The organism is Streptomyces sp. NPDC007346, assembly GCF_040703535.1.
Lineage (GTDB): Bacteria > Actinomycetota > Actinomycetes > Streptomycetales > Streptomycetaceae > Streptomyces.
The window spans coordinates 69,265-92,231 of sequence record NZ_JBEYKR010000005.1 but is presented as its reverse complement, the minus strand read 5'-3'; the positions used below and the strand labels follow the sequence as shown (position 1 = coordinate 92,231).

Sequence of the window (22,967 nt, the reverse complement as noted above, 5' to 3'; positions counted from 1 at the left end):
GGCGGGCATGAGTGGGACAGTGCGCTGGGGTGTTCTGGCGACGGGCGGCATAGCGGCGACCTTCACGGCGGACGTCCAGGCGCTGCCGGACGCCGAGGTGGTGGCGGTCGCCTCGCGTACGGAGACCTCGGCACGGGCCTTCGCCGAGCGCCACGGCATCCCCCGGGCCTACGGGAGCTGGGCGGAGCTGGTCGCCGACGACACGGTCGACGTGGTGTACGTGGCCACCCCGCACTCGGCGCACCACGCGGCGGCCGGGCTCGCGCTGAGGGCCGGAAAGCATGTGCTGTGCGAGAAGGCGTTCACGCTCAACAGCCGGGAGGCGAAGGAGCTGGTGGCCCTCGCCCGGGACCGCGGTCTCTTCCTGATGGAGGCCATGTGGACCTACGTCAACCCGGTGGTCCGCCGGCTGACCGAGCTGGTCCGGGACGGGGCGATCGGCGAGATCCGTACCGTACAGGCGGACTTCGGCTTCGCGGGCGACGTCGCCCCCGGCCACCGGCTGCGCGACCCGGACCTCGGCGGCGGGGCGCTGCTGGACCTCGGGGTCTACCCGGTCTCCTTCGCCCACCTGCTGCTGGGCGAGCCGGACCGGGTGCGGGCCGACGCACTGCTCTCGCCGGAGGGCGTCGACCTGAACACGGGGATGCTGCTGGGCTGGGAGTCGGGCGCCACCGCGCTGCTCTCCTGCTCGATCGTCGGCCACCACCCGACGGCGGCCACGGTCATCGGCACCGCCGGGCGGATCGACCTCCCGCGCGACTTCTTCCACCCGGACCACTTCGTGCTGCACCGGCCCGGCAAGGAGCCGGAGACGGTCACCTCGGGCCCGGGGCCGCAGGGCCTGACCGGCATGCAGTACGAGGCCGCCGAGGTGATGCGCGCGGTCCGGGCGGGTGAGAGCGAGTCCCCGCTCGTCCCGCTGGAGGGCACGCTGGCGGTGATGCGGACGCTCGACGCGGTACGGGACCGCATCGGCGTCCGCTACCCGGCAGACCGCTGACCTGCCCTTACGCGGGCTTGAGCCCCGGGTTCCCCGCCTCGGTGACGAAGGAGGCCGCCGTGGAGAGCGGCGCCCCGGGGGTCGTGACCGCCGACACCGTACGGAAGTCGGCGCGGGCCTGCTTCTCCGTGAGCGTGACGAGCGCATAGCCGCGCCGCCCGTTGTAGTGCTTCATGTGCGGGTTGGCGCGGGTCTGGTTCTCCCAGTTGGCGGGCCGCTCGGCGCCGTCCTTGCCGCTGGAGATCGAGGTGGTGACGATCTCCGTGCCGACGGTCCGTGAGGCGGGGTCGTCGAAGTCCTTCTTCAGGTCGAAGGCGTACGAGACATGGACGTCGCCGGTCAGCACCATCAGGTTCTCCACCCCGGCCGACTCGGCCCCGGCCAGTACGCGCTGCCGGGAGGCCGGGTAGCCGTCCCAGGCGTCCATGGAGAGCTTGTAGGCGTCGGTGGGCACGTCCCGCCGCCGGGCGAAGGCGACCTGCTGCGGCACGACGTTCCAGGTGGCGGCGGAGGCGCGCCAGCCGTCGGTCAGCCAGCGTTCCTGGGCGGCCCCGGTCATCGTGCGCGCGGGGTCCTCGGACTCCGGGCCCGGGGTGCGCCAGCCGTCCCCGTACGCCTGGTCGCTGCGGTACTGGCGGGTGTCGAGGATGTCGAACTGCGCGAGCCGGCCGAAGGTGAGGCGGCGGTAGAGCCGCATGTCGGGGCCGGTGGGGCGCTGCGGGGTGCGCAGGGGCTGGTTCTCCCAGTACGCGCGGTACGCGGCGGCCCGCCGCAGCAGGAACTCCTCGGGCGGCACGTCGTTCTCGGGGATCTCGCCCGCGTAGTTGTTCTCGGTCTCGTGGTCGTCCCAGGTGACGACGAAGGGGTGGGCGGCGTGGGCGGCGCGCAGGTCCGGGTCGGACTTGTAGAGGGCGTAGCGCAGCCGGTAGTCCTCCAGCGTGACCGTCTCCCGGTTGAAGTGGGCGGGGAGGCGGCGGTCGGTGTAGTCGCGGGCGCCGCCGGTGGCGTTGACGGCGTACTCGTAGAGGTAGTCCCCGAGGTGGAAGACCACGTCGACGTCCTCGGCGGCCAGGTGGCGGTAGGCGGTGAAGTACCCGTCGTGGTACGCCTGGCAGGAGACGGCGGCCAGGGTGAGGGAGCTGTTACGGGCTCCGGCGGCGGGCGCGGTGCGGGTGCGGCCGGCCGGGCTGGTCCAGCTGCCGGTGCGGAAGCGGTAGTGGTAGGCGCGGCCGGGGTCGAGGCCCTGGACGTCGGCGCGGACACTGTGGGCGAACTCCGGGTGGGCGGTGACCGATCCGCGCCGCGCGATACGGCGGAACCCCTCGTCGTGCGCCAGCTCCCAGCTCACCTGGACGCGGCCGGCCGGGAGGCCGCCGCCGGGCTCGTAGGGGCGGGGGGCGAGCCGGGTCCAGATGAGGACGGAGCCGGGGAGCGGGTCGCCGGAGGCGACGCCGAGGGTGAAGGGGTCCTCGGTGATTCTGCGGGCGTCCAGCTCGGCGGCGCTCGCCGTGCCGGCGGCGGGCAGGTTCATCGTGAAGGCGAGCGCGGCGGCGGCTCCGGCCCCGGTGAGCAGCCGGCGGCGGCCGAGGCCGCCGGGCCGGGACGACCGGGTGGTGGCGGTGGCGGGTTCGCCGGACCGGCTGCTCTGAGCTGATCGGTCACCCTGGGCCGATCGGCCATCCTGAGCCGATCTGTCACCCTGAGCTGATCGGTCACCCTGGCCGGGCGCCGTGAACGTCTGTGCGGCTGTCATATGCCCCTCGCTTGCCGGATGCTGCCGGATGGTGTCGGAATCCAGCGCACCGCCGGCGCGCGACGCGCCGTTGTCGCGTGCACAACATCCGCATGGCGGGTCGATGAGCACCGCGTGCCCCATGCACCGACCTCTCCGGTACTGCTCCCGTGCCTCTCCCGCACCCCTCCCGTACGCTCCCGTACGCTCCCGGCCCATGGACACTGAACGGAAAGTCGCGGTCGTCACGGGTGCGGGTTCGGGGATCGGGCGGGCCGTCGCGCTCGCCCTCGCGCAGGCCGGGTGGTCGCTCGCGCTCGCGGGCCGGCGGGCGGAGCCGCTGGCGGAGACGGCCGCCGCCTCAGGGTCGCCGGACGCGCTGTGCGTCACCACGGACGTGACCGAGGAGGACGAGGTGGGCGCGCTGTTCACCGCCGTACGGGAGCGGTTCGGCCAGCTGGACCTGCTCTTCAACAACGCGGGCACGTTCGGGCCCGGGGGCGTGCCGGTGGAGGATCTCGCGGCGGCGGACTGGCGGGCGGTGGTGGACGTGAACCTGACGGGGGCGTTCCTCTGCGCGCAGGCGGCGTACCGGCTGATGAAGGAGCAGGACCCGCAGGGCGGCCGGATCATCAACAACGGCTCGATCTCCGCCCACGCACCGCGCCCGGACTCGGTCGCCTACACCGCGACCAAGCACGCGATCACCGGGCTGACGAAGTCGCTGTCGCTGGACGGGCGGCCGTACCGGATCGCCTGCGGCCAGATCGACATCGGCAACGCGGCGACCGAGATGACCGAGCGGATGCGGACCGGGGTCCGCCAGGCCAACGGGGAGCTGGCGGTGGAGCCGGTGATGGCGGCGGCCGACGTGGCGCGGACCGTGGTGCACATGGCGGGGCTGCCGCTGGAGGCGAACATCCCCTTCCTGACGGTCATGGCGACGGACATGCCGTACGTGGGCCGGGGCTGAGGGGCCGGGGGGGGCGAGAGGCAAGAGGCGAGAGACGGGCGGCGGGCGGCGGGCGGCGGGCGGCGGGCGGCGGGCGGCGGGATCTCACCTTTCAGATGTGACCGTTTCTGTCCGAACTAGCCGCCAGATGACAGAGTTTGCAGATTTCCGCACTCCTGGGCAGGCAAGCGCGTACTGACCGTATGATCGCGTCTCGTTACACCTTCACCAGAACACCACAGAAGGAACACCGCATGCGCATACGCACCGCTGCGCCGATCGCCCTGGCCGCCGCCACCGCTCTGGCCGGCTCGCTCCTCGCCACGGCAGCACCGGCCTCGGCGGCCGCCCACCAGGGCGGGCTGCACTTCGGCCTCATCCAGTACGACGGTCCCGGCAAGGACGACCGGTCGACGAAGTCGCTGAACGCCGAGTGGGTGAACGTCCACAACAACGGCAAGGCGAAGGTCCAGCTCAAGGGCTACAAGGTGAAGGACAACAACGGCTTCACCTACACCTTCGGCAGCTACACGATCGGCGCCGGCAAGACCGTCAAGCTGCGCACCGGCAAGGGCAAGAACGTTTCGGGAACCGTGCACTGGAACCGGGGCTCGTACGTCTGGAACAACACCGGTGACAAGGCCCGGCTGATCAAGCCGAACGGGAAGCTCCAGGACTCCTGCTCCTGGGGGAAGTCGACCGTGGCGAACAAGGGCATCAAGAACTGCCACTGACGGTCATCGCGCGCAGGGCTGCCGCGGTCCGGTGACCGCGGCAGCCGTACGCGGACGGGAATGCCGGGAGCGGCGGCGGAGTTGGACTGCACCATGACACGTGATTCCGCGCCCGAGGTCCTGCGCTACACCGCCTTCTCCGCCGACCCCGAGGGCGGAAACCCCGCAGGGGTCGTCCTGGACGCGTCGGGGCTCGACGAGGGGCAGATGCTCGCCGTCGCGGCGGAGGTGGGCTACAGCGAGACGGCGTTCCTCACGGAGCGGACCGGCGAAGGCGCGTACACCGTCCGCTACTTCAGCCCGAAGGCCGAGGTGCCGTTCTGCGGTCACGCCACGGTCGCCACCGCCATCGCGCTGGCCGAACGGGACGGGCCGGGCACGCTGGAGTTCACCACGGCCGCGGGTCAGGTGCCGGTCACCGTCACCCCCGAGGGCGGCGAGCTCCGGGCCACCCTGACCAGCGTGGTCCCGCACGTCACGGGGGTCGACGCGGCGGACCTCACGGAGGCGCTGGCGGCCCTGGACTGGGCGTCCGCCGACCTCGACCCCGCCCTGCCGCCCCGGATCGCCTACGCGGGCGCCCGCCATCTGGTGCTGGCCGCCGCGACCCGCGAGCGGCTCGCGGACCTCGCGTACGACTTCGCACGGCTCGAAGCGCTGATGCACCGGCTGGAGCTGACCACCCTGCAACTCGTGTGGCGCGAGGCCCCGGAGGTCTTCCACGTGCGGGACCCGTTCCCGGTGGGCGGGGTGGTCGAGGACCCGGCGACCGGCGCGGCGGCGGCCGCCTTCGGCGCGTACGTACGCGAGCTGGGGCTCGCCCCGGAGGCGGCGGCCGCGCTGACCCTGCACCAGGGCGCGGACATGGGCCGCCCCGGCACCCTCACGGTCGAGCTGCGCGCCGGAGACGACCGCGTCCGGGTCAGCGGGACGGGCACCCGGATCGGCTGAGACGCCGCTTGTACGGGGCGGAGGGCGGCCGGGAAGCTGGACCGGGTGTCGGCCGGTGAGCTGGACCGGGGCAGCGGTGAGCTGGACCGGGGCAGCGGTGGGCTGTGTCGGATCAGCCCGTGAGCTGTACCGGGTCAGGCACTGAGCTGTGCCAGGCCAGGCGCTGAGCCGCACCGGGTCAGCCGCTGACCGGCACCGGGTCGGTCAGCCGGTGAGTTCCTTGGCCGGGGAGACACGGGCGAACCAGCCCTCCGTCTCCTCCGGTTCGAGGGCACGTTCCAGGATGACGTCACCGCGCATGCCCGGGAAGAAGCGGCCGGCGGGCCAGGACCGCCGGGAGGACGGCTCGTCCAGCACCAGCAGGCGTACGCCGTCGACGACGGGGATGTCCGCGGGCGTCCCCTCGTTCCACAGCCGGCCGCCGTCCGGGGCGGTCAGGTCGAAGGAGCCCACGGTCTCCACCTGCCCCGGAGTCACCCGGCAGACGGCCGCCTCCTGCGGCGAGGGGGCGCGGCCCGCCACATGGCCGCCGCCTATGAGCGCGTCGGCGAGCAGGGTGTGCAGCTGGAAGTTGTCGCCGATACCGAAGATCCGCAGGGCGTAGCCGGTGCCGCTCGTGCGGTGGAGCGCGACGAGCGGTTCGTCGTCCAGCACCTGGAGGGCGTAGCGGAGGGACCGGAACTGCCGGCCGGACGCCTGCTCCACGGCGGTGAGCAGCCGCAGCAGCCCGTCCCGGCTCCCGTCGGCTCCGCCGCGTACCGTCCGGTGGTTCAGCAGGGCGACGGCCGCCATCTCCCACTGGGGCAGCGTCCACCAGCCGACCGCCGCCTCGAACCCCGCCCGCTCGACGATCTCCTCGCCCGGCTCACCGGCGTCCGGCACGGGGAACGCCCCGCCACCGGTGGCCGCCCACGCCTCGGCGAACGCTACAGCCGCCCCGAGCGCCGCCCGCAGCCCGGCCAGTACGCCCGGGGCGCAGCGCTCGGCGTCGGCGCCGCGCTCGACGCACGCCCCGACGAGGACGGCGACGACGGCACGGGGGCTGGGCGGGACCTGCTCCAGTACGGCGGCGAGGCGCGGCCCGCCGCCCAGCAGCTCCGCCTCCTTGGCCTGCCCGAAGGTCTCCTGCAACCGGACGAACGCCTTGCCGGACCGTTTCGCGTCCTGGGCCACCACCGCGGCCTCGAAGTCCGCGACCGCTCCCCCGAACCCGGCCTTGCCGAATATCATTCCAGCACTTTATCGACGCGCTGTCGGGCGCCGCGAAGCCGGTCCGGGAGAAGGCCCGCCCCCTCCTCTCCGCATCCTGAGGCGGCACAGCGTGATGAGGCCGCCGGGCGGAGGCCGACCGCCGAGACATGGGGGGGGGAGACCACCGGCCGACGGGTGAAGTCACCACCGGCCGATGGGCGGAACCCGGTCGAACGCGGGAGGATACGGACATGGCTGACGCCAAGCCTGAGCCCACGCCCGCCCCCACCCCCGACACCAACACCAACACCAACACCGATACCGACGCCAACTCCAGGTCCGGTCCCCGCCCGCTGACCGTCCCCAGCATGTCCGCGGGCCCGTACTTCGTCCTGCGCCCCTGGGAGATGAGCGACCTGCCGCTGGTCCGCGAGGCCGCGCAGGACCCGTACATCCCGCTCATCAGCACCATCCCGGCCCGCTACTCGGACAGGGCCGCCGAGGCGTTCGTCCGCAGGCAGTGGGAGCAGGCGGCCACGGGCGCCGAATACCCCTTCGCCATCGTCCGCTCCCGGGACCGACGCCCGGTGGGAGCCATCGGGCTCCGGCTGCGGGACCTCCCGGAGGGCCGGGCCTCGATCGGGTACTGGATGGTCGCCTCCGGGCGCGGCCAGGGGGTCACCCGTGCCGCTCTGCGTACGGTGACGGGCTGGGCGCTGCACGACCTCGGCGTCCCCCGCCTCCAGCTCTTCGTCGAGCCCTGGAACACCGCCTCCGCCCGGATCGCCGAGGACGTCGGCTACCGGTACGAGGGGCTGCTGCGCGGCTGGCAGCAGGTGGGCGACCGGCGCCGCGACATGGCCGTGTACGGGCTCCTGAACGGCGACGGGCCGGTGGATGGCCGGGCGGTAACCGTGGACTGAACGCCGAGGCGTTACGATCGCGGGCACCGCTGCCGACCAGCAGCCGCACGGCAGCCGAGCTCCAGGAGTACCGAACTTGTCCGCACCACGCATCGGCGTATCCGTCGTGACCATGGGTGACCGCCCGCAGGCGGTCGAGGCGCTGCTGGCGTCCGTCGCCATGCAGGACGTCCGGCCCACCCGGCTCGTGATCATCGGCAACGGGACCACGCTGCCGGACTTCTCCGCCGTCCCCGGCCTGGAGGACCTCGACGGCGGGGTGACCACCATCGAGCTGCCGGAGAACCTGGGCTGCCCGGGTGGCCGGAACGAGGGGCTGCGCAGGCTCGCCGAGATCGGTGACGTGGACGTGGTGATCGAGCTGGACGACGACGGGCTCCTGGTCGACAAGGACGTCTTCCGCCGGGTCCGGAACCACTTCGCCGCCGACGACCGGCTCGGCATCGTCGGCTTCCGGATCGCCGACGAGCACGGCGAGACCCAGCGCCGGCACGTGCCCCGGCTGCGCGCGGGCGACCCGATGCGCGGCGGCCCGGTCACCGCGTTCCTCGGCGGCGGCCACGCCTTCTCCATGAAGATGCTGGCCCAGACGGGTCTGTGGCCCGCGGAGTTCTTCTTCACCCACGAGGAGACGGACCTCGCCTGGCGCGCGCTGGACGCGGGCTGGACGGTGCTGTACGAGCCGGAGCTGCTGCTCCAGCACCCGAAGACGTCCCCGGCCCGGCACGCGGTGTACTACCGGATGACGGCCCGCAACCGCGTCTGGCTGGCCCGCCGCAACCTGCCCCTCCCCCTGGTCCCGGCCTACCTCTCCACCTGGACCCTGCTCACCCTGGCCCGCACCCGCGACGCGAAGGGCCTGCGCGCCTGGGCGGGCGGCTTCGCGGAGGGCGTCCGCACCCCGTGCGGCGAGCGGCGACCGATGCGCTGGTCGACGGTGTGGCGGATGACGAGGCTGGGCCGGCCCCCGGTCATCTGATCCGCCGCCCCGCTCTACGGGGTCCAGCGGTAGAGGACGTCCGGCCCCCCCTCCTCGTTGCGGCCGCCGTCGTCGAACGCGACGGCGGTGAAGCCGTGCCGCTCGTAGAAGGCGCGGGCGGGGGCGTTGCGCTGGAACACGTACAGGGTCAGCGGCCCGTCCGCGGCTTCCCGCACCTCGGCCAGCAACCGGCTCCCGATCCCGCGCCGCAGCGCGTCGGGCCGCAGGTAGAGGTGGTCCAGCTCGCCATCCCCGGCCAGCACGGCGAACCCGAGCAGCGCACCGCCCTCCCCCGCCTCCTCGGCCACCCAGACCGCGGTGCTGGTGGGCAGCACGGCATGGGTGATCCAGGCGAGGGTGTCCTCGTCGCTGTGGAGGCGGGGCAGGTACGGCATGGCGGCGGCGCGGGACGCCAGGAAGACCCCGGTGACGGCCTCCGCGTCCCGGGGCACGGCCGGGCGTATCCGTACGTCGTCGTCCGCGTTCTCCGTCACTCGCATCACTCCTGCTCTCCGTGCCGCCTGTCCTCCCCCGTGCGGGTGGGGAACAATGACCCCGCGCAGCAGATCATGCGAAGGGGCCGGGGCGCAGGTGAAATACCGTGCGCCGGGAGGCCAGGGGGCACAGGGGGAGGTAGATCGCGATGCACTGGATCTGGTGGATTCTGATCCTTTTCTGGACCGGCGGATTCGCCTGGGCGGCCGACACCGCCCGCACGGCCCTGCGCCACCGGCACGAACGGAAACTGGAACTGCTGGAGGCGGCGAAGCAGGAGCGCCTCGCGCTGGAGGCCGCGCACAAGGCACCGGAGCCGGTGTGCGGCTGCACCCACCACCTCGCCAAGCACGACAAGCGGGGCCGGTGCCACGAACAGGTCGAGGCCCCGACGGCCTGGGACGAGAACAAGAAGCCGCTGCGCTACGAGGCCGGGCAGTGCAACTGCCAGCAGTACGTGGGCCCGCAGCCGCTCTCGCAGGTGTACGCCGAGGAGCTGACGGACCGCTGGCCGGCCGAGCCGCCGACGGAGAAGGGGCCCACGGCCGGGTGAAACCCCGGGCTGGAGCCCCTGGCCGCGCACCGGCTGACGAGCCGCGCCGCACGCCGGGAGAGCCGTCACTCACGGAAAGTGTCAGCAGCCGCAGGAGGCCCCACCCGAATCGGCAGGAGCCAGAAGGACAGGAGACGCCCGTGCTGACGAGGGTCAGAGATCCGGGCGGATCTTGCTGCCGATGTGCGCGATACGGATCTTGCCTTCCACCCCGATCAGCCGGAAGTGGATACGTCCGGCTCCTGGGGTGAAGCGAGCATGGAGGTGGAAGGTCGCCGACGTTCCGTCGAAGTCCTCGAACCGGCACACGCGCTTGCGCGTCTCGCCTTCCGGGGTCACCTTGCTCTGCCACTCGGGCTCGGGCGTCGCCGCAGGGTCCCAGGCCTCGGCCGCGGCCTCCAGCCGGTCCAGGCCGCGCCGCACCGGCACAATCCAGCGCGGGTCGAGGTCGCTGAGCTGGGCCTCGGTACGGCACAGAAACTGGAGGTGCGGGTACAGGTCAGCTCTGCGCTCCCAGATCTGGCGGCCGGTGGCAGCCCTGGCCAGGCTCGACTTCCGGATCCAGGGGCGGTATTCATCGACGTGCGGCAAGGCGGACACGTGCCGCACATCGACTGTCTCCTGCTCGAACTCCAGGGATCCGTCATCGAGTTCGACGAGTTCGCTGCGGTCGAGGCTGACCGTGGGTGTCTGCCACTCGGGGGCCACCGGCAGGCTGACCGCGATGCCGTCCATGAAGTGCGCGGCGCCGAGGCCGAGGGCAATCTCGCCACCGTGGCTGTATTCCAGGCCGCCGTCGGCATCCGGCGCCGGGTAGACACTGCGGACCGGGGATCTGTTCTGCAGAGCACGGAGGCGCTGCCAACGAACGTGGTTCTTCGGGCTGTTGCCGATCCACTTCCGGACCGGATAGCCCTCGGCGATTTCCAGCGCATCGAGTCCGGTTTCGCTGACGAGAGCGGTCTCCTCCCGGTCCTCGTTGGCAACGGCGCGCACGGCGTCGACGAACTCGGCCATGGCCTCGTCGGCACGAGCCTGGTCACACGTCGTGGTCCAGGATTTCTCGTTCAGGAACAGCAGCGGCACGGGCTTCCCCCTCGATTCCGTCGGCCCGGTCAGTCCAGGAGTTGGTCGAGTGAGTTCTCCCACTCGTCGAAGAACCCTTCGGGCCACTGGGCGAGCATGCCGTCCTTGTCGACGCGAGGGGTGATGACCTCGGCGCCCGAGCCGTTGCCGCGGAAGAAGTGGATGACCGCGTCCTCGGGCCGGAGTGCCTCCTGTTTCACCGCGATGCGTACACCGTTGAGGACGTGATCGCTGTGCGTCTCGACGATCAACTGGGCGCCGGTGGCAGCAGCGGCGGCGATCAGCGCGGCCATCCGGCTCTGGCCCTTGGGGTGGAGGTGGGCCTCCGGGTTCTCCAGGAGGATCAGGCTCTCAGGTGTCGCGGTGAGGCAGGCGACGACGATCGGCAGCGCGTACGTGAGTCCGAAGCCGACGTTGGTGGGGCGGCGGCGGCGGGTGGCGTTGATGCCGGCGGTGCCGCCGAAGCCGTAGGAGAGGCGGACGAAGTCGGTGCCCTCGACGGCGGAGGCATTGAGGTTCACGCCGGGGCAGAGTTCCTGCATCCAGGCGACGGTCTGGTCCAGGAGCTGCGGGGACGTGGCTGCGGAGTGGCGCAGCGGGCCGTCGGGAACCTCATGCTCGGCATGGTGGCGGAGGTAGTTGACGGTGTGTTCGCCTCGCACCCCCAGGAAGCCGGGGCCGAGGGCGATCTGACGGGTACGCGGGTAGGTGACGGCAGGGGTGATGCGATCTGCGTGGAGGTACTGGAAAGGCACGTCGAGGAGCGACCAGCCTCCAGGGAAGTCGTAGGCCTCCATCGCGTCCTCGTCGGGCTCGTCAAGGTCGTAGCGGGCGATGAACCTGCCTGTCCCGCCCGCTTCGACCACGACGCCGACCAGCGGAGCGTCGGTGACGAGCAGGTCGTCCGCGGGGCCGAAGTCGTCATGCAGCAGATCGCGCGCCGTGCCCAGCTCGACCAGTTCACCGTTGAGCATCAGCCCTTCTTCGGGGGACGCCGCCCGACCACGTCCGAACGACTGGAGAAGCAGTGCGAGGGACTGGAGAACACTGCTCTTGCCTGAGGAGTTCAGCCCGGTCAGGAGGGTCAGCGGCCCCATCGCGAGTTCGAGCCGGCGGAACGCCTTGAAGTTGACCAGGGTGAGTCGGGTGATCACTGTCGGACGTCTCCTTGGTCGAGGAGGTCCTCGAAGAGTTCCTGTACGGCCTCGAACCGCTTCCGTACCTTCTTGGGGTCACCGGTGGCCACGGAGATGGACCGCTCGAACTCGGAGTCCTCCATGAGGTCCGCGAACGCGTCCAGCGTGTCCAACTGACTCAGCCTGTCGTGCTGCTCCGGGCCCAGCGCTGCCAGGTTCACCGCGATGGCCTCGAACAGGGCCTTGTTGATGGGTGACTTGCGCTGCTGGCCCGAACGGTACTTACGGAAGGCGTGGACACCGAAGACCGCTTCGGCGGCTTCCATGGCCTTGCTGAACTCGGTGCGCAGGTGCTCCTCGTCCGCAGGCTCGCAGCGGTTGATGCGGTGCATGGCCTCGGCCAGGAACCTGTCGAAGTCCCCGGTGCGGTATCCGTCCGGAGGCGTGAGCCGGAAGGCCAGAAAGCGCAGTGCCATCTCACGGTCGGCCATCCGGTCACCGACCACGCTGTTGCCGGTCGCCCGGCGGAACTCCTCGGACTCGGCAAGCTCGGCGAGGAAGGTCCTGGCGCGGCCCGGGATCAGCGCGTGCCGGATCTCCTGACGGGTGAGGGGTTCCCCGCCGGTGTTGATACGGGCGAAGACATTGAACATGACCGGCTCGGGGGTACCGCGCCGGATGACGTGGACGACGACCTCCGTCTCGCGCAACCGGATCTGCAACTTGCCCGAGAGGTCGCGGAAGCCGGCCCCCGTGAAATTGAGAAGGTACTCCAGCCCCTTGAGCCGCAAGGGCTCGGCGCCGACCGTCTCCGCGTCGAGAAAACGCGCGATCGAGGTCAGGCGCTGGATGCCGTCCACGATGGCCCAGCTGCCGTCCTTCTGTTCAGCGGCGTAGAAGGACGGAATGGGAATACGCAGGAGCAGCGATTCGATCAGGCGGCTCTGCTTCTCGTCGGTCCAGATACCGGCCCGGCGCTGGAAGTCGGGGGCAAGGTCGATCATCTCGTTACGGAGCCTGGAGAGCAGCAGGTCGACCGTCGTGTTGCGGGTCTCGATGTCGATGTGCTCGGGGTCGAAGGGCGAGGTGATCTGGTCGACGCCCTCCTCGGTGCCCTCCCGCTCGACATCGGTGAACCGGCCGTCGGAGGCAGTTTCCCTGGCGGTGAGCATGAGCTCATCCAGGCTGAGGGAGTCGTTCTCCCCCGTCGTCTCCTGGTACCGCTCGTAGACCGATCTCCGGTCCCGTGTGCGCCCCTGGCTGCTGTCCTCCGGCGCGGCCATGTCGTCTCGTCGCCCTCACCCTCGTGTCCTGCCGGGTCTCACCCGTCGGTGCTGGTCACAGCTCACCCTACCGGCCGTGATCCGGTGGTGACGGCTGAGCGATCGGCGCAGTGGGAGCACGGGCGGTCGCCCCGGTTTCTTCGTCCGCCGGCTCCGTCGCCCTGATGTCGGCGGGCGGGCCACCGAGGAGATTCCCGGCTCGGTGCAGGGCGTCTCTCAGCGGCGAGCGATGCTCGCCAGGCCCGTGAGCAGCCGGGGAGGACCTCCGACCCGCGTTTCCACTGGTCAAAAACCCTGAGAGGCAGACGAGCCGCGCTGTACGCCGGGTTCTGTCGCCCGGTCGCCTCGCGGCGGCCGGGGAGACGGCCATCCATCTAGGACCGGCATTGCTGCCGGCCTCGTGCGGTCTACCCGTGAACTCGGGCGAGCAGCCCTCGAACGTTCACGCAGGGCCGTCCCGTTTCCGGAACGACCCCTCTTGACCTTGCTCCGGGTGGGGTTTACCTAGCCGCCTGAGTCACCTCAAGCGCTGGTGGTCTCTTACACCACCGTTTCACCCTTACCCGGGACCGGAGTCCCGGGCGGTCTGTTTTCTGTGGCACTGTCCCGCGGGTCACCCCGGGTGGCCGTTAGCCACCACCCTGCCCTGTGGAGCCCGGACGTTCCTCGGGAGGGTCCCGAGGGATCCTCACGCGGCCGTCCGCACGACTCGTCTGCCGTACCCGCCATCCTACCGGGCCCCTGGGGACGGCTCAGCCGAGGTCGTCGGTCTCCAGGTCGAAGGCGAAGGGCTCGGGGAGCGGGAGCGGCTTTCCGTACGGGATCACGGGTGGAAGCGACGCGGGCGGCGGAGACGGCGGAAGCGGCGGACACGGCGGACACGGCGGACACGGCGGACACGGCGGAAGCGGCGCTTGACCTTGTCGCAGCGTCAGGGTTTCTACTGGCCGCATGCGTATCGGAGAGATCGCCGCGCTCGTCGGAGTCACCTCCCGGGCCGTCCGGCACTACCACCACATCGGGCTGCTGCCCGAGCCCGCCCGGCGGGCCAACGGCTACCGCGCGTACACCGTCCGCGATGCCGTGCTGCTGGCCCGCATCCGGCGGCTGACCGAGATCGGGCTCTCCCTGGACGAGGTGCGGGACGTGCTCGCCGACGACGCGGGGCGGGAGCCGGCCGAGGTGCTCGGTGAGCTGGACGCGGACCTGGCCCGGCAGGAGCGGGAGATCCGGGAGCGGCGGCGGGTGCTGGCCGCGCTCCTGGAGGCGCCGCCCGCCTCGGACGGGCCGCTCTCCCCCGGCCTCGCCGCACTGCTGGAAGGTGCGCCCGCCACCGGGTCCCCCGCCGCCGCCAAGGACCGCGAGCATCTGGCGTTGCTGGACGCTGCGGGCGGCGGGTCGGGGGCCGAGGTGTACGCGGCGCTGCGGCCGCTGGCCGAGGACCCCGGGGTCGCGGCGCTGTACGAGCGGCTGGACGAGCTGGCCGGGGCCGGGGCGGACGATCCCCGTATCGCGCCGCTGGCCGCCGACCTCGCCGCCGCCGTACCGGATGAGGCCCTGGCGGTGATCCCGGAGGGGGCCTCGCTGACGACGGGGGTCGGGCGGGCGCTGCTCGACGACTACCCGCCCGCGCAGCGCGAGGTGGTGCGCCTGGCCATGGAAGCGATGACCGAACGGTTGCGCGGCGCACAGAGGAGGAGTTCGTGAGTACGGGGGCGGGGGCGGCGGGGATGACGGTGGGCCTGCGGGTGGCGCGCGGCGCGGTGTGGGCGGTGCTGCCGACGGAGGTGGTGCTGATCGTCTGCGTGGTGGCCGGGGTGCGGATACCGGGCGTGGTCCAACTCGTGGCCGAGGTGCTGGTGGTGGGCGTGCTGGTGGTGGAGGCCGCCGTGCTGTGGCGGCTGTACGCGGCCCGGCGGCGGGCGGGGGCCGGGTGGTGGGAGGCCTGGCGGTCGGCGGTGGGCGTGCTGGTGCCGGTGGCCGTGCGGCGGCTGGTGGTGCACGAGTTCCGGGCGCTGCACAGTCTCGGGCTGTGGGTCCTGCGCCGTCGGCACCGGATTCCGCGGGGGGCGCTGACCGTCCCGTACACCGGTCCGCAGACCGGGACGATGTACGCGTTCCTCTTCGTCTGCGTCGTCGAGACCGTGGTGCTGGCCCTGGTGATCCCCTGGCCGCTGGTCCACGCGATCCTGCTCGTGGTGGACGTGTACGGCGTGGTCCTCGTCCTCGCCCTGCACGCGGCCTGTGTGACCCGGCCGCACGTGGTGGAGGGCGACGGTTCGCTGCGGGTGCGGTACGGCGCCCTGTTCGACCTGCGGGTCCCGGCCTCCCGTATCGCCTCCGCCCGGGTCGAGCGGCGCTATCCGGACGGGGGGCTCGTGCGGGTCGACGGGGACGGGGTCCTCGATCTGGTGGTGGGGAGCCAGACGACGGTGGCGGTGGAGCTGGTCGAGCCGGTGGAGTTCGTACGGCCGCTCGGGCGGCGCGGGAGCGCCCGTACGCTCCGCTTCCACGCGGACGACCCACGGGCGGCGGTCGCCGCGCTCACGCGGGGGCGGGCCGGGCGGGTCCCGTCGTCCGTGCCCGCGCCGGAGGCCACAGCGCCCTTCTCGACGCGGGAGTGAGGGCCCGGCGCCGTACCCTTGCCGAGGACCCGGAGAGCCCGCACGCCGGCCGGGCCCCGCCTGGTCGTGCGTACGAAGGAGAACCACCGTGCTCGTGCTGTTGCCGCCCTCCGAAGGAAAGGCCGCCTCGGGGCGCGGGGCTCCCCTGAAGCCGGAGTCGCTGTCGCTGCCGGGGCTCGCCGAGGCTCGGGCGGCGGTGCTGGAGGAGCTGGTCGAGCTCTGCGGGGCGGACGAGGAGAAGGCCCGCGAGGTGCTCGGCCTCAGCGTGGGGCTGCGGGGCGAGGTCGGGAAGAACGCCGAGCTGCGGACCGCCGGGACCCGTCCGGCCGGGGAGCTGTACACGGGCGTGCTGTACGACGCCCTCGACCTGGCCTCCCTGGACGCGGACGCCCGGCGGCGGGCGGCGGCGTCGCTGCTGGTCTTCTCCGGGCTGTGGGGCGCGGTCCGGATCGGCGACCGGATTCCGCCGTACCGCTGCTCGATGGGCGTGAAGCTGCCCGGCCTCGGTGCGCTCGGCGCGTACTGGCGTACGCCCATGGAGGCGGTCATGCCCGAGGTCGCCGGGGACGGGCTCGTCCTGGACCTGCGCTCCTCCGCGTACGCGGCGGCGTGGAAGCCCAAGGGCGAGGTGGCCGCGCGCACGGCGAGCGTGCGGGTGCTCCAGTCGCAGATGGTGGACGGGGTGGAGAAGCGGTCCGTGGTGAGCCACTTCAACAAGGCGACCAAGGGCCGGATGGTGCGCGACCTGCTGCTGGCGGGGGCGCGGCCGAAGGACCCGGAGCGGCTGGTGGATGCGCTGCGGGATCTCGGGTACGTGGTGGAGGCCGAGGCCCCCGCGCGGGCCGGGCGGCCGTGGTCGCTCGATGTGGTGGTGACGGAGATCCACTGAGCCTGTTGCATCCTGCGCAACGGTCGTTGCAGATGACGCTTCACTCGCGACAGGATGGCTCCATGACCTCTTCCTCACCGCCCCCGGCCCCCTCCGACACCTCCGTACTGGATCTCGCGCCCATCGTCCCCGTCGTCGTCCTGCACGACGTGGCCGACGCGGTGCCGCTGGCGCGGGCGCTGGTGGCGGGCGGGCTCCCGGCCATCGAGGTGACCCTGCGGACGCCCGCCGCGCTGGAGTCCATCGGGGCCATCGCCGCCGAGGTGCCGGGCGCGGTGGTCGGCGCGGGCACGGTCATCTCGCCGCAGCACGTGCGGGACACCATCGACGCGGGGGCCAGGTTCCTGGTCAGCCCGGGGTGGACGGACGCGCTGCTGGAGGCGATGCAGGGGTCCGGGGTGCCGTTCCTGCCCGGCGTCTCCACCACCTCCGAGGTGGTGGCCCTGCTGGAGCGCGGGGTGAGCGACATGAAGTTCTTCCCGGCCGAGGCGGCGGGCGGCACCGCCTATCTCAAGGCGCTCTCCGCCCCGCTCCCCCAGGCCCGCTTCTGCCCGACCGGCGGCATCACCCTCGCCTCCGCGCCCGCCTACCTCGCCCTGCCGAACGTGGCGTGCGTGGGCGGCAGTTGGATGGTCCCGGGCGACGCGGTCGCGGCGAAGGACTGGGACCGGGTGGCGCGTCTGGCCGCGGAGGCGGCCGGGCTCGGCGGCTGAAGCCCGCAGGCCTCTCCGCGCGTCCGGCGGTGGGGGCGGCGGTGCTCGGCGGCTGAGCCCCGCGGCCTCCCCTCAGCGCAGGATCTGTACCGCGTACAGCCCGCCGACGCCCAGCGCCAGCACCCCCAGCAGCAGCCGCAGGGCCGTTTCCGGCAGACGGGGCTGGAGGCGGGCGCCCAGGTATCCCCCGCACAGGCCGCCGAGGCCGCAGGCCAGGCCGAGCGACCAGTACGGGGCGATGTCGCCGGTCGTGGTCAGGGAGAGCAGCGCGTACGTCCCCGCGCCCACGACCGAGGTCACGAAGGTGGCGGCGAGCGCGGCCGGGGCCACCTTCGCGACCGGCATCCCGCGCCCGACGAGGATCGGGCCGAGAATCGAGCCGCCGCCGATCCCGTAGATCCCCCCGGCCACACCGACGGCCATGGCCAGCCGGGTGATGGCGCGGGGAGACACCTCCGAGGGCTCCCGCGCGGGGGCGGTGCGCGAGGCGCGGTGCAGCGTACGCAGGCAGAGCCAGCCGCCCAGCGGGAGCAGCAGCACCGCGATCAGGAGCCGGAATACCGAGGGGCCCGGCACCGCGAAGACCCGGATCACCGCGCCGACGACGACCCCGGGGACGGTGCCCAGGACCAGCAGCCGGGTCAGCGGCCCCCGGAGCCCGCCGCTCCTGTGGTGCCGCAGCAGGGCCCCGGGGCCGGCCACCACGTTGTAGAGCAGGTTGGTCGGGGTGACCGCCGGGCTGGGCACCCCCAGCACGCTGACCTGGACCGGCAGCAGGAACACCGCGCCGGACACCCCGACCGGGGCGGTCACCACCGAGATCAGCAGCCCGGCGGCGAACCCGAGCAGCCCCGTCCACCCGTCCACGCTCGGCCGCTTCCGTCGCCGCTAGCGCAGGTGCGAGGTGTCGTTGAGCAGGCGTACGGAGGCGTTGCCGTCCCCGTAGTACGCGACGGTGGAGATCGAGGCCGCCGACAGCTCCATCCGGAACATCGACTGCGCCGGGGCCTCCAACGCCAGCCGGACCAGGGTCTTGATCGGGGTCACGTGGGTGACGAGCAGGACCGTGCGGCCCGCGTAGCGGGCGGTCAGCCGGTCCCGGGCCGCCGCGACCCGGTCGGCGACCGCGGCGAAGCTCTCGCCGCCGCCCGTCGGCACGGCCTCCGGGGAGGCGAGCCAGGCGGTGAGGTCGTCCCCGTACCGCTCGCGTACCTCCCCGAAGGTCAGCCCCTCCCACGCGCCGAAGTCCGTCTCGCGCAGGCCGTCCTCGACGCGGACGTCCAGGCCGAGGCGGTCGGCGACGGCCGCCGCGGTCTGCCGGCAGCGGCGCAGCGGCGAGCTGACGATCTCCTGGATCGTGCCGAGGGCGGCGAAGTGGGCGGCGGCGCGGGCGGCCTGGTCGCGGCCGATGGCGGAGAGCGCGGGGTCGGTGCCGCCGCTGCCGGAGAACCGTTTCTCGGGGGTGAGCAGCGTCTCGCCGTGCCGGAGCAGGACGAAGGTGGCGGGTGCCCCGAGGTCGGGGGCGGCGGCCCAGCCGACCTGCGGGGCGGGGGCGGACGCGGTGGTGTCCGTGGGGCCGGGCTCCGCCGAAACGTCGGAGCCGGGCCCCGCCGAAACGTCGGAGCCGGACCCCGGCGAAGCGTCGGCGTCGACCGCGAACAGCGTCCCCTCCTCCGCCCCGCCCCGGGCCGCCGCCAACGCGGCCCTGGCCTTCGCCGCTCCCGCCGCCGCGTCGCCGGGCGGGCCCCGGTCGGGCAGCGGGGTGCGCGCGGGGGCGTCCAGTTCGGCCGTGGAGGCGGACGCCTCCCACTGCCGGCCGTCGCGGCCCGCGTCCATCGCCTCGTTGGCGAGCCGGTCCGCGTGCTTGTTCCGCGCGCGCGGGATCCACTCGTACGTGACGGAGGACGGCGGCAGGAGCGCGGCGGCGCGGGCCGCCAGCGGCTTCATGTCGGGGTGCTTGATCTTCCAGCGCCCCGACATCTGCTCGACCACCAGCTTGGAGTCCATCCGGACGTGGACGTCCAGAACCTCGTCCGGGAACAGCGCCCTGGCGGCCGCCAGACCGGCGATCAGGCCCCGGTACTCGGCGACGTTGTTGGTCGCGACGCCGATGTACTCGGCGGCCTCGGCGAGGGTCTCGCCGGTGGCCGCGTCGAGGACGACCGCGCCGTAACCGGCGGGCCCCGGGTTGCCCCGGGAGCCGCCGTCGGCCTCGACCACCAGGTGGCGGGCGGCGCTCATTACAGGCCCGACTCCGCGGTGCGGACCAGGATGCGGTGGCAGTTCTCGCAGCGCAGCACCGTGTCGGGGGACGCGGCCTTCACGTCGTTGACCTCGGTGATGTTCAGCTCCAGCCGGCAGCCCTCGCAGCGGCGCTGGTAGAGCCGGGCGGCGCCGACGCCGCCCTGCTGGGCGCGGAGCTTGTCGTACAGCTTCATCAGGTCGGCGGGGATGACCTCGGCGACGACCTGGCGGTCCTTGGCCACGGTGGCGGCCTCGGCGTCCAGCTCGGCGACGGCGGCATCGCGGCGGGCGGTGGCGTCGTCGACCTTGGCCTGGACGGCGGCGACCCGCTGGGTCAGCTCGGCGACGCGCTCCTGGGCGGCCTCGCGGCGCTCCATGATCTCCAGGACGACGTCCTCCAGGTCTCCCTGGCGCTTGGCGAGCGAGGTGATCTCGCGCTGGAGGCTCTCCAGGTCCTTGGGCGAGGAGACCGCGCCGGAGTCCAGGCGCTGCTGGTCGCGGACGGAGCGCTGGCGCACCTGGTCGACGTCCTGCTCGGCCTTGGTCTGCTCGCGGGTGGTGTCGCTCTCCTCGGTGGTGGAGGCGACCAGCAGGTCACGCAGCTGGGCGAGGTCGCTGCTGAGCTGCTCGATCTCGGCGTGCTCCGGCAGCGAGGTGCGCTTGTGGGAGAGCTGGGCGAGCCGTACGTCGAGGGCCTGGACGTCGAGGAGTCGGATCTGGTCGGCGGGCGCGGCGTTCAGTTGGGGGCTCCAGAGGAATGGTGGGTGGTCCAGGGGTCGGTGACCCGCTTCGAGACATGGACCCGCAGGTCCCATCCGTGGCGGTCGGAAAGCGCGTCGAGCTGGGCGGCGGCCTGCTCGCACCAGGGCCACTCGGTGGCCCAGTGGGCGGCGTCGACCAGGCCGAGCGGCGAGTGCCGCACGGCCTCGGACGCCGGGTGGTGGCGCAGGTCGGCGGTGAGGAAGGCGTCGACCCCGGCGGCGCGTACCGCGTCGAAGAGGCTGTCGCCGGAGCCGCCGCTGACGGCGACGGTACGGACGAGGGCCTCCGGGTCGCCGGCCAGCCGGATGCCCTGCGCGGTGGCGGGAAGCCGGGCAGCGGCGCGGGCGGCGAAGGCGGCCAGGGTCTCGGGGTGGTCCAGCTCGCAGATCCGGCCGAGTCCGCGCCGGCCCGCCGGGTCGGTGGGGTCCGGTACGAGGGGGCCGGTGACGCGCAGGTCCAGGGCGCCGGCGAGGGCGTCGGAGACGCCGGGGTCGGCGGTGTCGGCGTTGGTGTGCGCGACGTGGAGCGCGATGTCGTGCTTGATGAGGGTGTGGACGACCTTGCCCTTGAAGGTGTCGGCGGCGACCGTCGTCGTCCCGCGCAGATAGAGCGGGTGGTGGGTGACGATCAGCTGGGCGCCGAGCCCCAGGGCCTCGTCGACGATCTCCTGGACGGGGTCGACGGCGAGGAGCACCCGGTCGACCTCGGCGTCCGGGTCGCCGCAGACGGTGCCGACCGCGTCCCATCCCTCGGCTCGCTCGGGGGGCCAGAGGGCGTCGAGGGCGGCGATGACTTCAGACAGACGGGGCACGGGGGAAAGGCTACCTGTACGGCGTGGTCCGCCGCCCCTGGCCGCCCACGGCCGCCCCGTCAGCACACTCGCCCCCTCCACCTCAGGAGAATCCGGGCATCACCACCCTTATGTGTGAAGTGAGGTGGCACGTGTTGTTCGGCAGGAAGTGCGAAAACTAGCTTTCGTAGCCGGAGGTGACGAGTCCATGACTGCCTGTGCCATCGAGGGCGGAACCGCCGGGGCCGCCACGACGGCGGATCCCGGCCCTGAAAAGTCCGGCGAGCCCGAGGAACCCGCCGGTGCGGGGACGCCCTCGCCCGGCCCGTGCGGCGTCCCGCGCGCTCCCCGCGGCCCCGGGACCTTCACGCTCACCGCGGACGGTGCGTACGGGGCCCGGCTGACGGCGGCGCCCGGCCCCCCGGGCGCGCAGCGGGCCTGGTACCCGGAGCGCTGGACCCTGGACGGGCCCGAGCCCTACGCCGTACCGCTGCCGCTCAACCAGCCCGAGGAGCCGGACGCGCAGGTGGTGCCGCTCGCCGACGGGCGGGTGCTGATCCGGCGCCGGGTGGCGGACCGCCAGATGTTCTCGCTGCTCTACCCCACGGGGCCCGCCACCGGCGAACTGGCCCTCGGCGCGGTCGAGTGCGACGGGATGACGCTGCTGCCGCCCTCGCCGGACGGCGGCAGCGTGTACGCCCTCTCCGCGGGCGACCACTCCTCGCTGCTGTGGCTGGTGGCCGGGGGCGCCTTCGGCCCGGAGCTGGTCGCGGAGGTCCCCGGCCACTGCTCGGGCGGGGTCTGGCTCGACCGGGCGGGCCGGATGCTGGCCCTGGACCGGCGGCTTCCGGGCGGTGGGCCCCTCAAGGCGGTCGCCGTGGACCTGGAGCGGAACGGCGAGGTGACACCGCTGCTCCAGATCACGCCGGAGAGCGATGACCGGCTGCTGCTGGCCGACGCGGACAGCGGGCTGCTGCTGCTCCGCTCCGACGCGCCGGGCCACGACCGCCTCGGCTGGGGCGTGCTCGGCAGCTGCCTGCCGGTGCGCTTCCCGGAGTGCCTACGGCCGGCGGACGTGGCGGTGACGCCGTTCGCCGTGCAGCCGGGGCAGATGCTGATGCCGGAGAGCTGCGCCGTCGCGCTGCGCGTCGACGGACCGGCCGGGAGCTGGGTGGGCGTCTGGCGCCCCCAGGGGCGGCGGCTGCACCACCTCGCGGCGCCGGAGGGCTGGTCGGCGGGGGCCGGGTACTGGAGCCGGGACGGCGTCCTGCACCTGCCGTACGCGAACGCGGCGACGCCCTGCGGCGTGGCCCTCCTCGACGCCCCCACGGACGAGGAAGCGCCCTCGGGGGCCGCCGGAGGCGACGGGACGGACGGCGGTACGAGCGGAACGGAACCGTCCGTCGCCACCGCCCCGCCTGCCGTGTGTAAGCCGGTTCCGTTGGGGCAGGCGCCTCTGCACCGGGCGACGTCGACCTGACTAAACTCGGGGCCTGGGCTACGCCGCCGTACCGGGCGGGCGCCGACGGTGACCGCGTCGGATGGCGGGGGCGGGGCCTGCGAACACGTACGTGCGACACAGGTAAGCGATCACAACGGGGTGACTTCCCACATGTCTGAAGCCCGAACCGACACGACCACGCCGCGTACGCCGGGGGGCGACGCGGAAGGGGCCGGGACCGGCGGCTCCGGAAAGCACCGAGGGGGTGCGTCGATGGAGAACACGTCGGTGCAGCCGCACGGCCGCCACCGCAGGCCCGCCCCGGAGGAGTCCAGGGCGGCCTGAGCCGTCGAGCAGCGCTGCGCAAGGGGCCCGGTACGGCGAACAGCCGTACCGGGCCCGTCCGTTACCGCCGTGCGAACACCCGGCCTGCCCCGAAGGCACGGTCGGCGGACCGAGCGGCTGCGCTCGACCCGAACGCCAGGA

The 22,967-nt window shown here is 73.0% G+C and carries 23 protein-coding genes and 1 other RNA gene; 13 read left to right on the top strand and 11 right to left on the bottom strand.

Annotated features, from left to right (window positions below; all coding sequences use genetic code 11):
- Positions 1 to 7: 7 nt before the first annotated feature.
- Positions 8 to 1,003 carry a Gfo/Idh/MocA family oxidoreductase gene (locus AB0917_RS03175; protein ID WP_366817710.1) on the top strand — a complete coding sequence of 332 codons (996 nt, stop codon included), beginning with the start codon at positions 8 to 10 and terminating at the stop codon, positions 1,001 to 1,003.
- Between the two features lie 7 nt (positions 1,004 to 1,010).
- Here AB0917_RS03175 and AB0917_RS03170 read toward each other — a convergent pair whose 3' ends face one another.
- Positions 1,011 to 2,534 carry an alkaline phosphatase D family protein gene (locus AB0917_RS03170; RefSeq protein WP_366817741.1) on the bottom strand — a complete coding sequence of 508 codons (1,524 nt, stop codon included), beginning with the start codon at positions 2,532 to 2,534 and terminating at the stop codon, positions 1,011 to 1,013.
- Between the two features lie 418 nt (positions 2,535 to 2,952).
- Between AB0917_RS03170 and AB0917_RS03165 the strand changes: the two genes are divergently transcribed.
- The 3 genes from AB0917_RS03165 to AB0917_RS03155 all read left to right on the top strand — a co-directional run bounded on the left by AB0917_RS03165 (position 2,953) and on the right by AB0917_RS03155 (position 5,372).
- Positions 2,953 to 3,708, top strand: a complete 756-nt coding sequence (locus tag AB0917_RS03165; RefSeq protein ID WP_366817709.1) for an SDR family oxidoreductase — start codon at positions 2,953 to 2,955, stop codon at positions 3,706 to 3,708.
- Between the two features lie 233 nt (positions 3,709 to 3,941).
- Positions 3,942 to 4,421: a lamin tail domain-containing protein gene (locus AB0917_RS03160; RefSeq protein ID WP_366817708.1), complete on the top strand. Its 480-nt coding sequence runs from the start codon at positions 3,942 to 3,944 to the stop codon at positions 4,419 to 4,421.
- A 93-nt stretch (positions 4,422 to 4,514) separates the two neighbouring features.
- On the top strand, positions 4,515 to 5,372 hold the full coding sequence (locus AB0917_RS03155) for a PhzF family phenazine biosynthesis isomerase (RefSeq protein ID WP_366817707.1): 858 nt from the start codon (positions 4,515 to 4,517) through the stop codon (positions 5,370 to 5,372).
- 204 nt (positions 5,373 to 5,576) lie between these two features.
- On the opposite strand, the gene AB0917_RS03150 is transcribed toward AB0917_RS03155, so the two are convergent.
- A complete protein-coding gene (locus tag AB0917_RS03150; protein WP_366817706.1) occupies positions 5,577 to 6,602 on the bottom strand; it encodes a hypothetical protein in 1,026 nt (341 codons plus the stop codon).
- A gap of 212 nt (positions 6,603 to 6,814) precedes the next feature.
- Here AB0917_RS03150 and AB0917_RS03145 point away from each other — a divergent pair, with 212 nt between their 5' ends.
- A complete protein-coding gene (locus AB0917_RS03145; RefSeq protein ID WP_366817705.1) occupies positions 6,815 to 7,486 on the top strand; it encodes a GNAT family protein in 672 nt (223 codons plus the stop codon).
- 76 nt (positions 7,487 to 7,562) lie between these two features.
- On the top strand, positions 7,563 to 8,465 hold the full coding sequence (locus AB0917_RS03140) for a glycosyltransferase (protein WP_366817704.1): 903 nt from the start codon (positions 7,563 to 7,565) through the stop codon (positions 8,463 to 8,465).
- Between the two features lie 14 nt (positions 8,466 to 8,479).
- On the opposite strand, the gene AB0917_RS03135 is transcribed toward AB0917_RS03140, so the two are convergent.
- The gene (locus tag AB0917_RS03135) at positions 8,480 to 8,965 is read right to left on the bottom strand and encodes a GNAT family N-acetyltransferase (RefSeq protein ID WP_366817703.1); all 486 of its coding nucleotides are present in this window, start codon (positions 8,963 to 8,965) and stop codon (positions 8,480 to 8,482) included.
- A 143-nt stretch (positions 8,966 to 9,108) separates the two neighbouring features.
- Here AB0917_RS03135 and AB0917_RS03130 point away from each other — a divergent pair, with 143 nt between their 5' ends.
- Complete coding sequence (locus AB0917_RS03130) at positions 9,109 to 9,513, top strand: hypothetical protein (RefSeq protein ID WP_366817702.1); 405 nt, start codon at positions 9,109 to 9,111, stop codon at positions 9,511 to 9,513.
- A 153-nt stretch (positions 9,514 to 9,666) separates the two neighbouring features.
- Here AB0917_RS03130 and AB0917_RS03125 read toward each other — a convergent pair whose 3' ends face one another.
- From AB0917_RS03125 to rnpB, 4 genes are all read right to left on the bottom strand, one after another.
- Positions 9,667 to 10,599, bottom strand: a complete 933-nt coding sequence (locus tag AB0917_RS03125) for a hypothetical protein (protein ID WP_366817701.1) — start codon at positions 10,597 to 10,599, stop codon at positions 9,667 to 9,669.
- 29 nt (positions 10,600 to 10,628) lie between these two features.
- Complete coding sequence (locus AB0917_RS03120; RefSeq protein ID WP_366817700.1) at positions 10,629 to 11,753, bottom strand: DUF3696 domain-containing protein; 1,125 nt, start codon at positions 11,751 to 11,753, stop codon at positions 10,629 to 10,631.
- The gene (locus AB0917_RS03115; protein WP_366817699.1) at positions 11,750 to 13,018 is read right to left on the bottom strand and encodes a DUF262 domain-containing protein; all 1,269 of its coding nucleotides are present in this window, start codon (positions 13,016 to 13,018) and stop codon (positions 11,750 to 11,752) included. The genes AB0917_RS03120 and AB0917_RS03115 overlap by 4 nt, the downstream gene beginning before the upstream one ends.
- A gap of 302 nt (positions 13,019 to 13,320) precedes the next feature.
- An RNA gene (gene rnpB / locus AB0917_RS03110) (RNase P RNA component class A) lies at positions 13,321 to 13,730 on the bottom strand.
- Between the two features lie 239 nt (positions 13,731 to 13,969).
- On the opposite strand from rnpB, the gene AB0917_RS03105 reads away from it, so the two are divergent.
- The 4 genes from AB0917_RS03105 (at position 13,970) to AB0917_RS03090 (ending at position 17,244) form a co-directional block, all read left to right on the top strand.
- A complete protein-coding gene (locus AB0917_RS03105) occupies positions 13,970 to 14,725 on the top strand; it encodes a MerR family transcriptional regulator (RefSeq protein WP_366817698.1) in 756 nt (251 codons plus the stop codon).
- Between the two features lie 23 nt (positions 14,726 to 14,748).
- Positions 14,749 to 15,642, top strand: coding sequence for a hypothetical protein (locus tag AB0917_RS03100; protein WP_366817740.1), 894 nt, complete (start codon positions 14,749 to 14,751; stop codon positions 15,640 to 15,642).
- Positions 15,643 to 15,730: 88 nt separating this feature from the next.
- The gene (gene yaaA, locus AB0917_RS03095; RefSeq protein ID WP_366817697.1) at positions 15,731 to 16,531 is read left to right on the top strand and encodes a peroxide stress protein YaaA; all 801 of its coding nucleotides are present in this window, start codon (positions 15,731 to 15,733) and stop codon (positions 16,529 to 16,531) included.
- A 62-nt stretch (positions 16,532 to 16,593) separates the two neighbouring features.
- The gene (locus tag AB0917_RS03090) at positions 16,594 to 17,244 is read left to right on the top strand and encodes a bifunctional 4-hydroxy-2-oxoglutarate aldolase/2-dehydro-3-deoxy-phosphogluconate aldolase (protein WP_366817696.1); all 651 of its coding nucleotides are present in this window, start codon (positions 16,594 to 16,596) and stop codon (positions 17,242 to 17,244) included.
- 72 nt (positions 17,245 to 17,316) lie between these two features.
- Here AB0917_RS03090 and AB0917_RS03085 read toward each other — a convergent pair whose 3' ends face one another.
- The 4 genes from AB0917_RS03085 to AB0917_RS03070 are packed head-to-tail and all read right to left on the bottom strand — an operon-like array spanning position 17,317 to position 21,061.
- Positions 17,317 to 18,111 (bottom strand): sulfite exporter TauE/SafE family protein, encoded by a 795-nt coding sequence (locus tag AB0917_RS03085; RefSeq protein WP_366817695.1) that lies wholly within the window; start codon positions 18,109 to 18,111, stop codon positions 17,317 to 17,319.
- A gap of 21 nt (positions 18,112 to 18,132) precedes the next feature.
- Complete coding sequence (locus AB0917_RS03080; protein WP_366817694.1) at positions 18,133 to 19,485, bottom strand: bifunctional RNase H/acid phosphatase; 1,353 nt, start codon at positions 19,483 to 19,485, stop codon at positions 18,133 to 18,135.
- Entirely contained in the window at positions 19,485 to 20,228 is a 744-nt protein-coding gene (locus AB0917_RS03075) for a C4-type zinc ribbon domain-containing protein (RefSeq protein WP_366817739.1), read from the bottom strand. Before AB0917_RS03075 ends, AB0917_RS03080 begins: the two co-directional genes overlap by 1 nt.
- Positions 20,225 to 21,061: a Nif3-like dinuclear metal center hexameric protein gene (locus AB0917_RS03070; protein WP_366817693.1), complete on the bottom strand. Its 837-nt coding sequence runs from the start codon at positions 21,059 to 21,061 to the stop codon at positions 20,225 to 20,227. Before AB0917_RS03070 ends, AB0917_RS03075 begins: the two co-directional genes overlap by 4 nt.
- A gap of 187 nt (positions 21,062 to 21,248) precedes the next feature.
- Between AB0917_RS03070 and AB0917_RS03065 the strand changes: the two genes are divergently transcribed.
- Both AB0917_RS03065 and AB0917_RS03060 read left to right on the top strand, forming a co-directional pair.
- Positions 21,249 to 22,520 (top strand): hypothetical protein, encoded by a 1,272-nt coding sequence (locus AB0917_RS03065; protein WP_366817692.1) that lies wholly within the window; start codon positions 21,249 to 21,251, stop codon positions 22,518 to 22,520.
- A 132-nt stretch (positions 22,521 to 22,652) separates the two neighbouring features.
- Entirely contained in the window at positions 22,653 to 22,826 is a 174-nt protein-coding gene (locus tag AB0917_RS03060; protein WP_366817691.1) for a hypothetical protein, read from the top strand.
- Positions 22,827 to 22,967 lie beyond the last annotated feature (141 nt).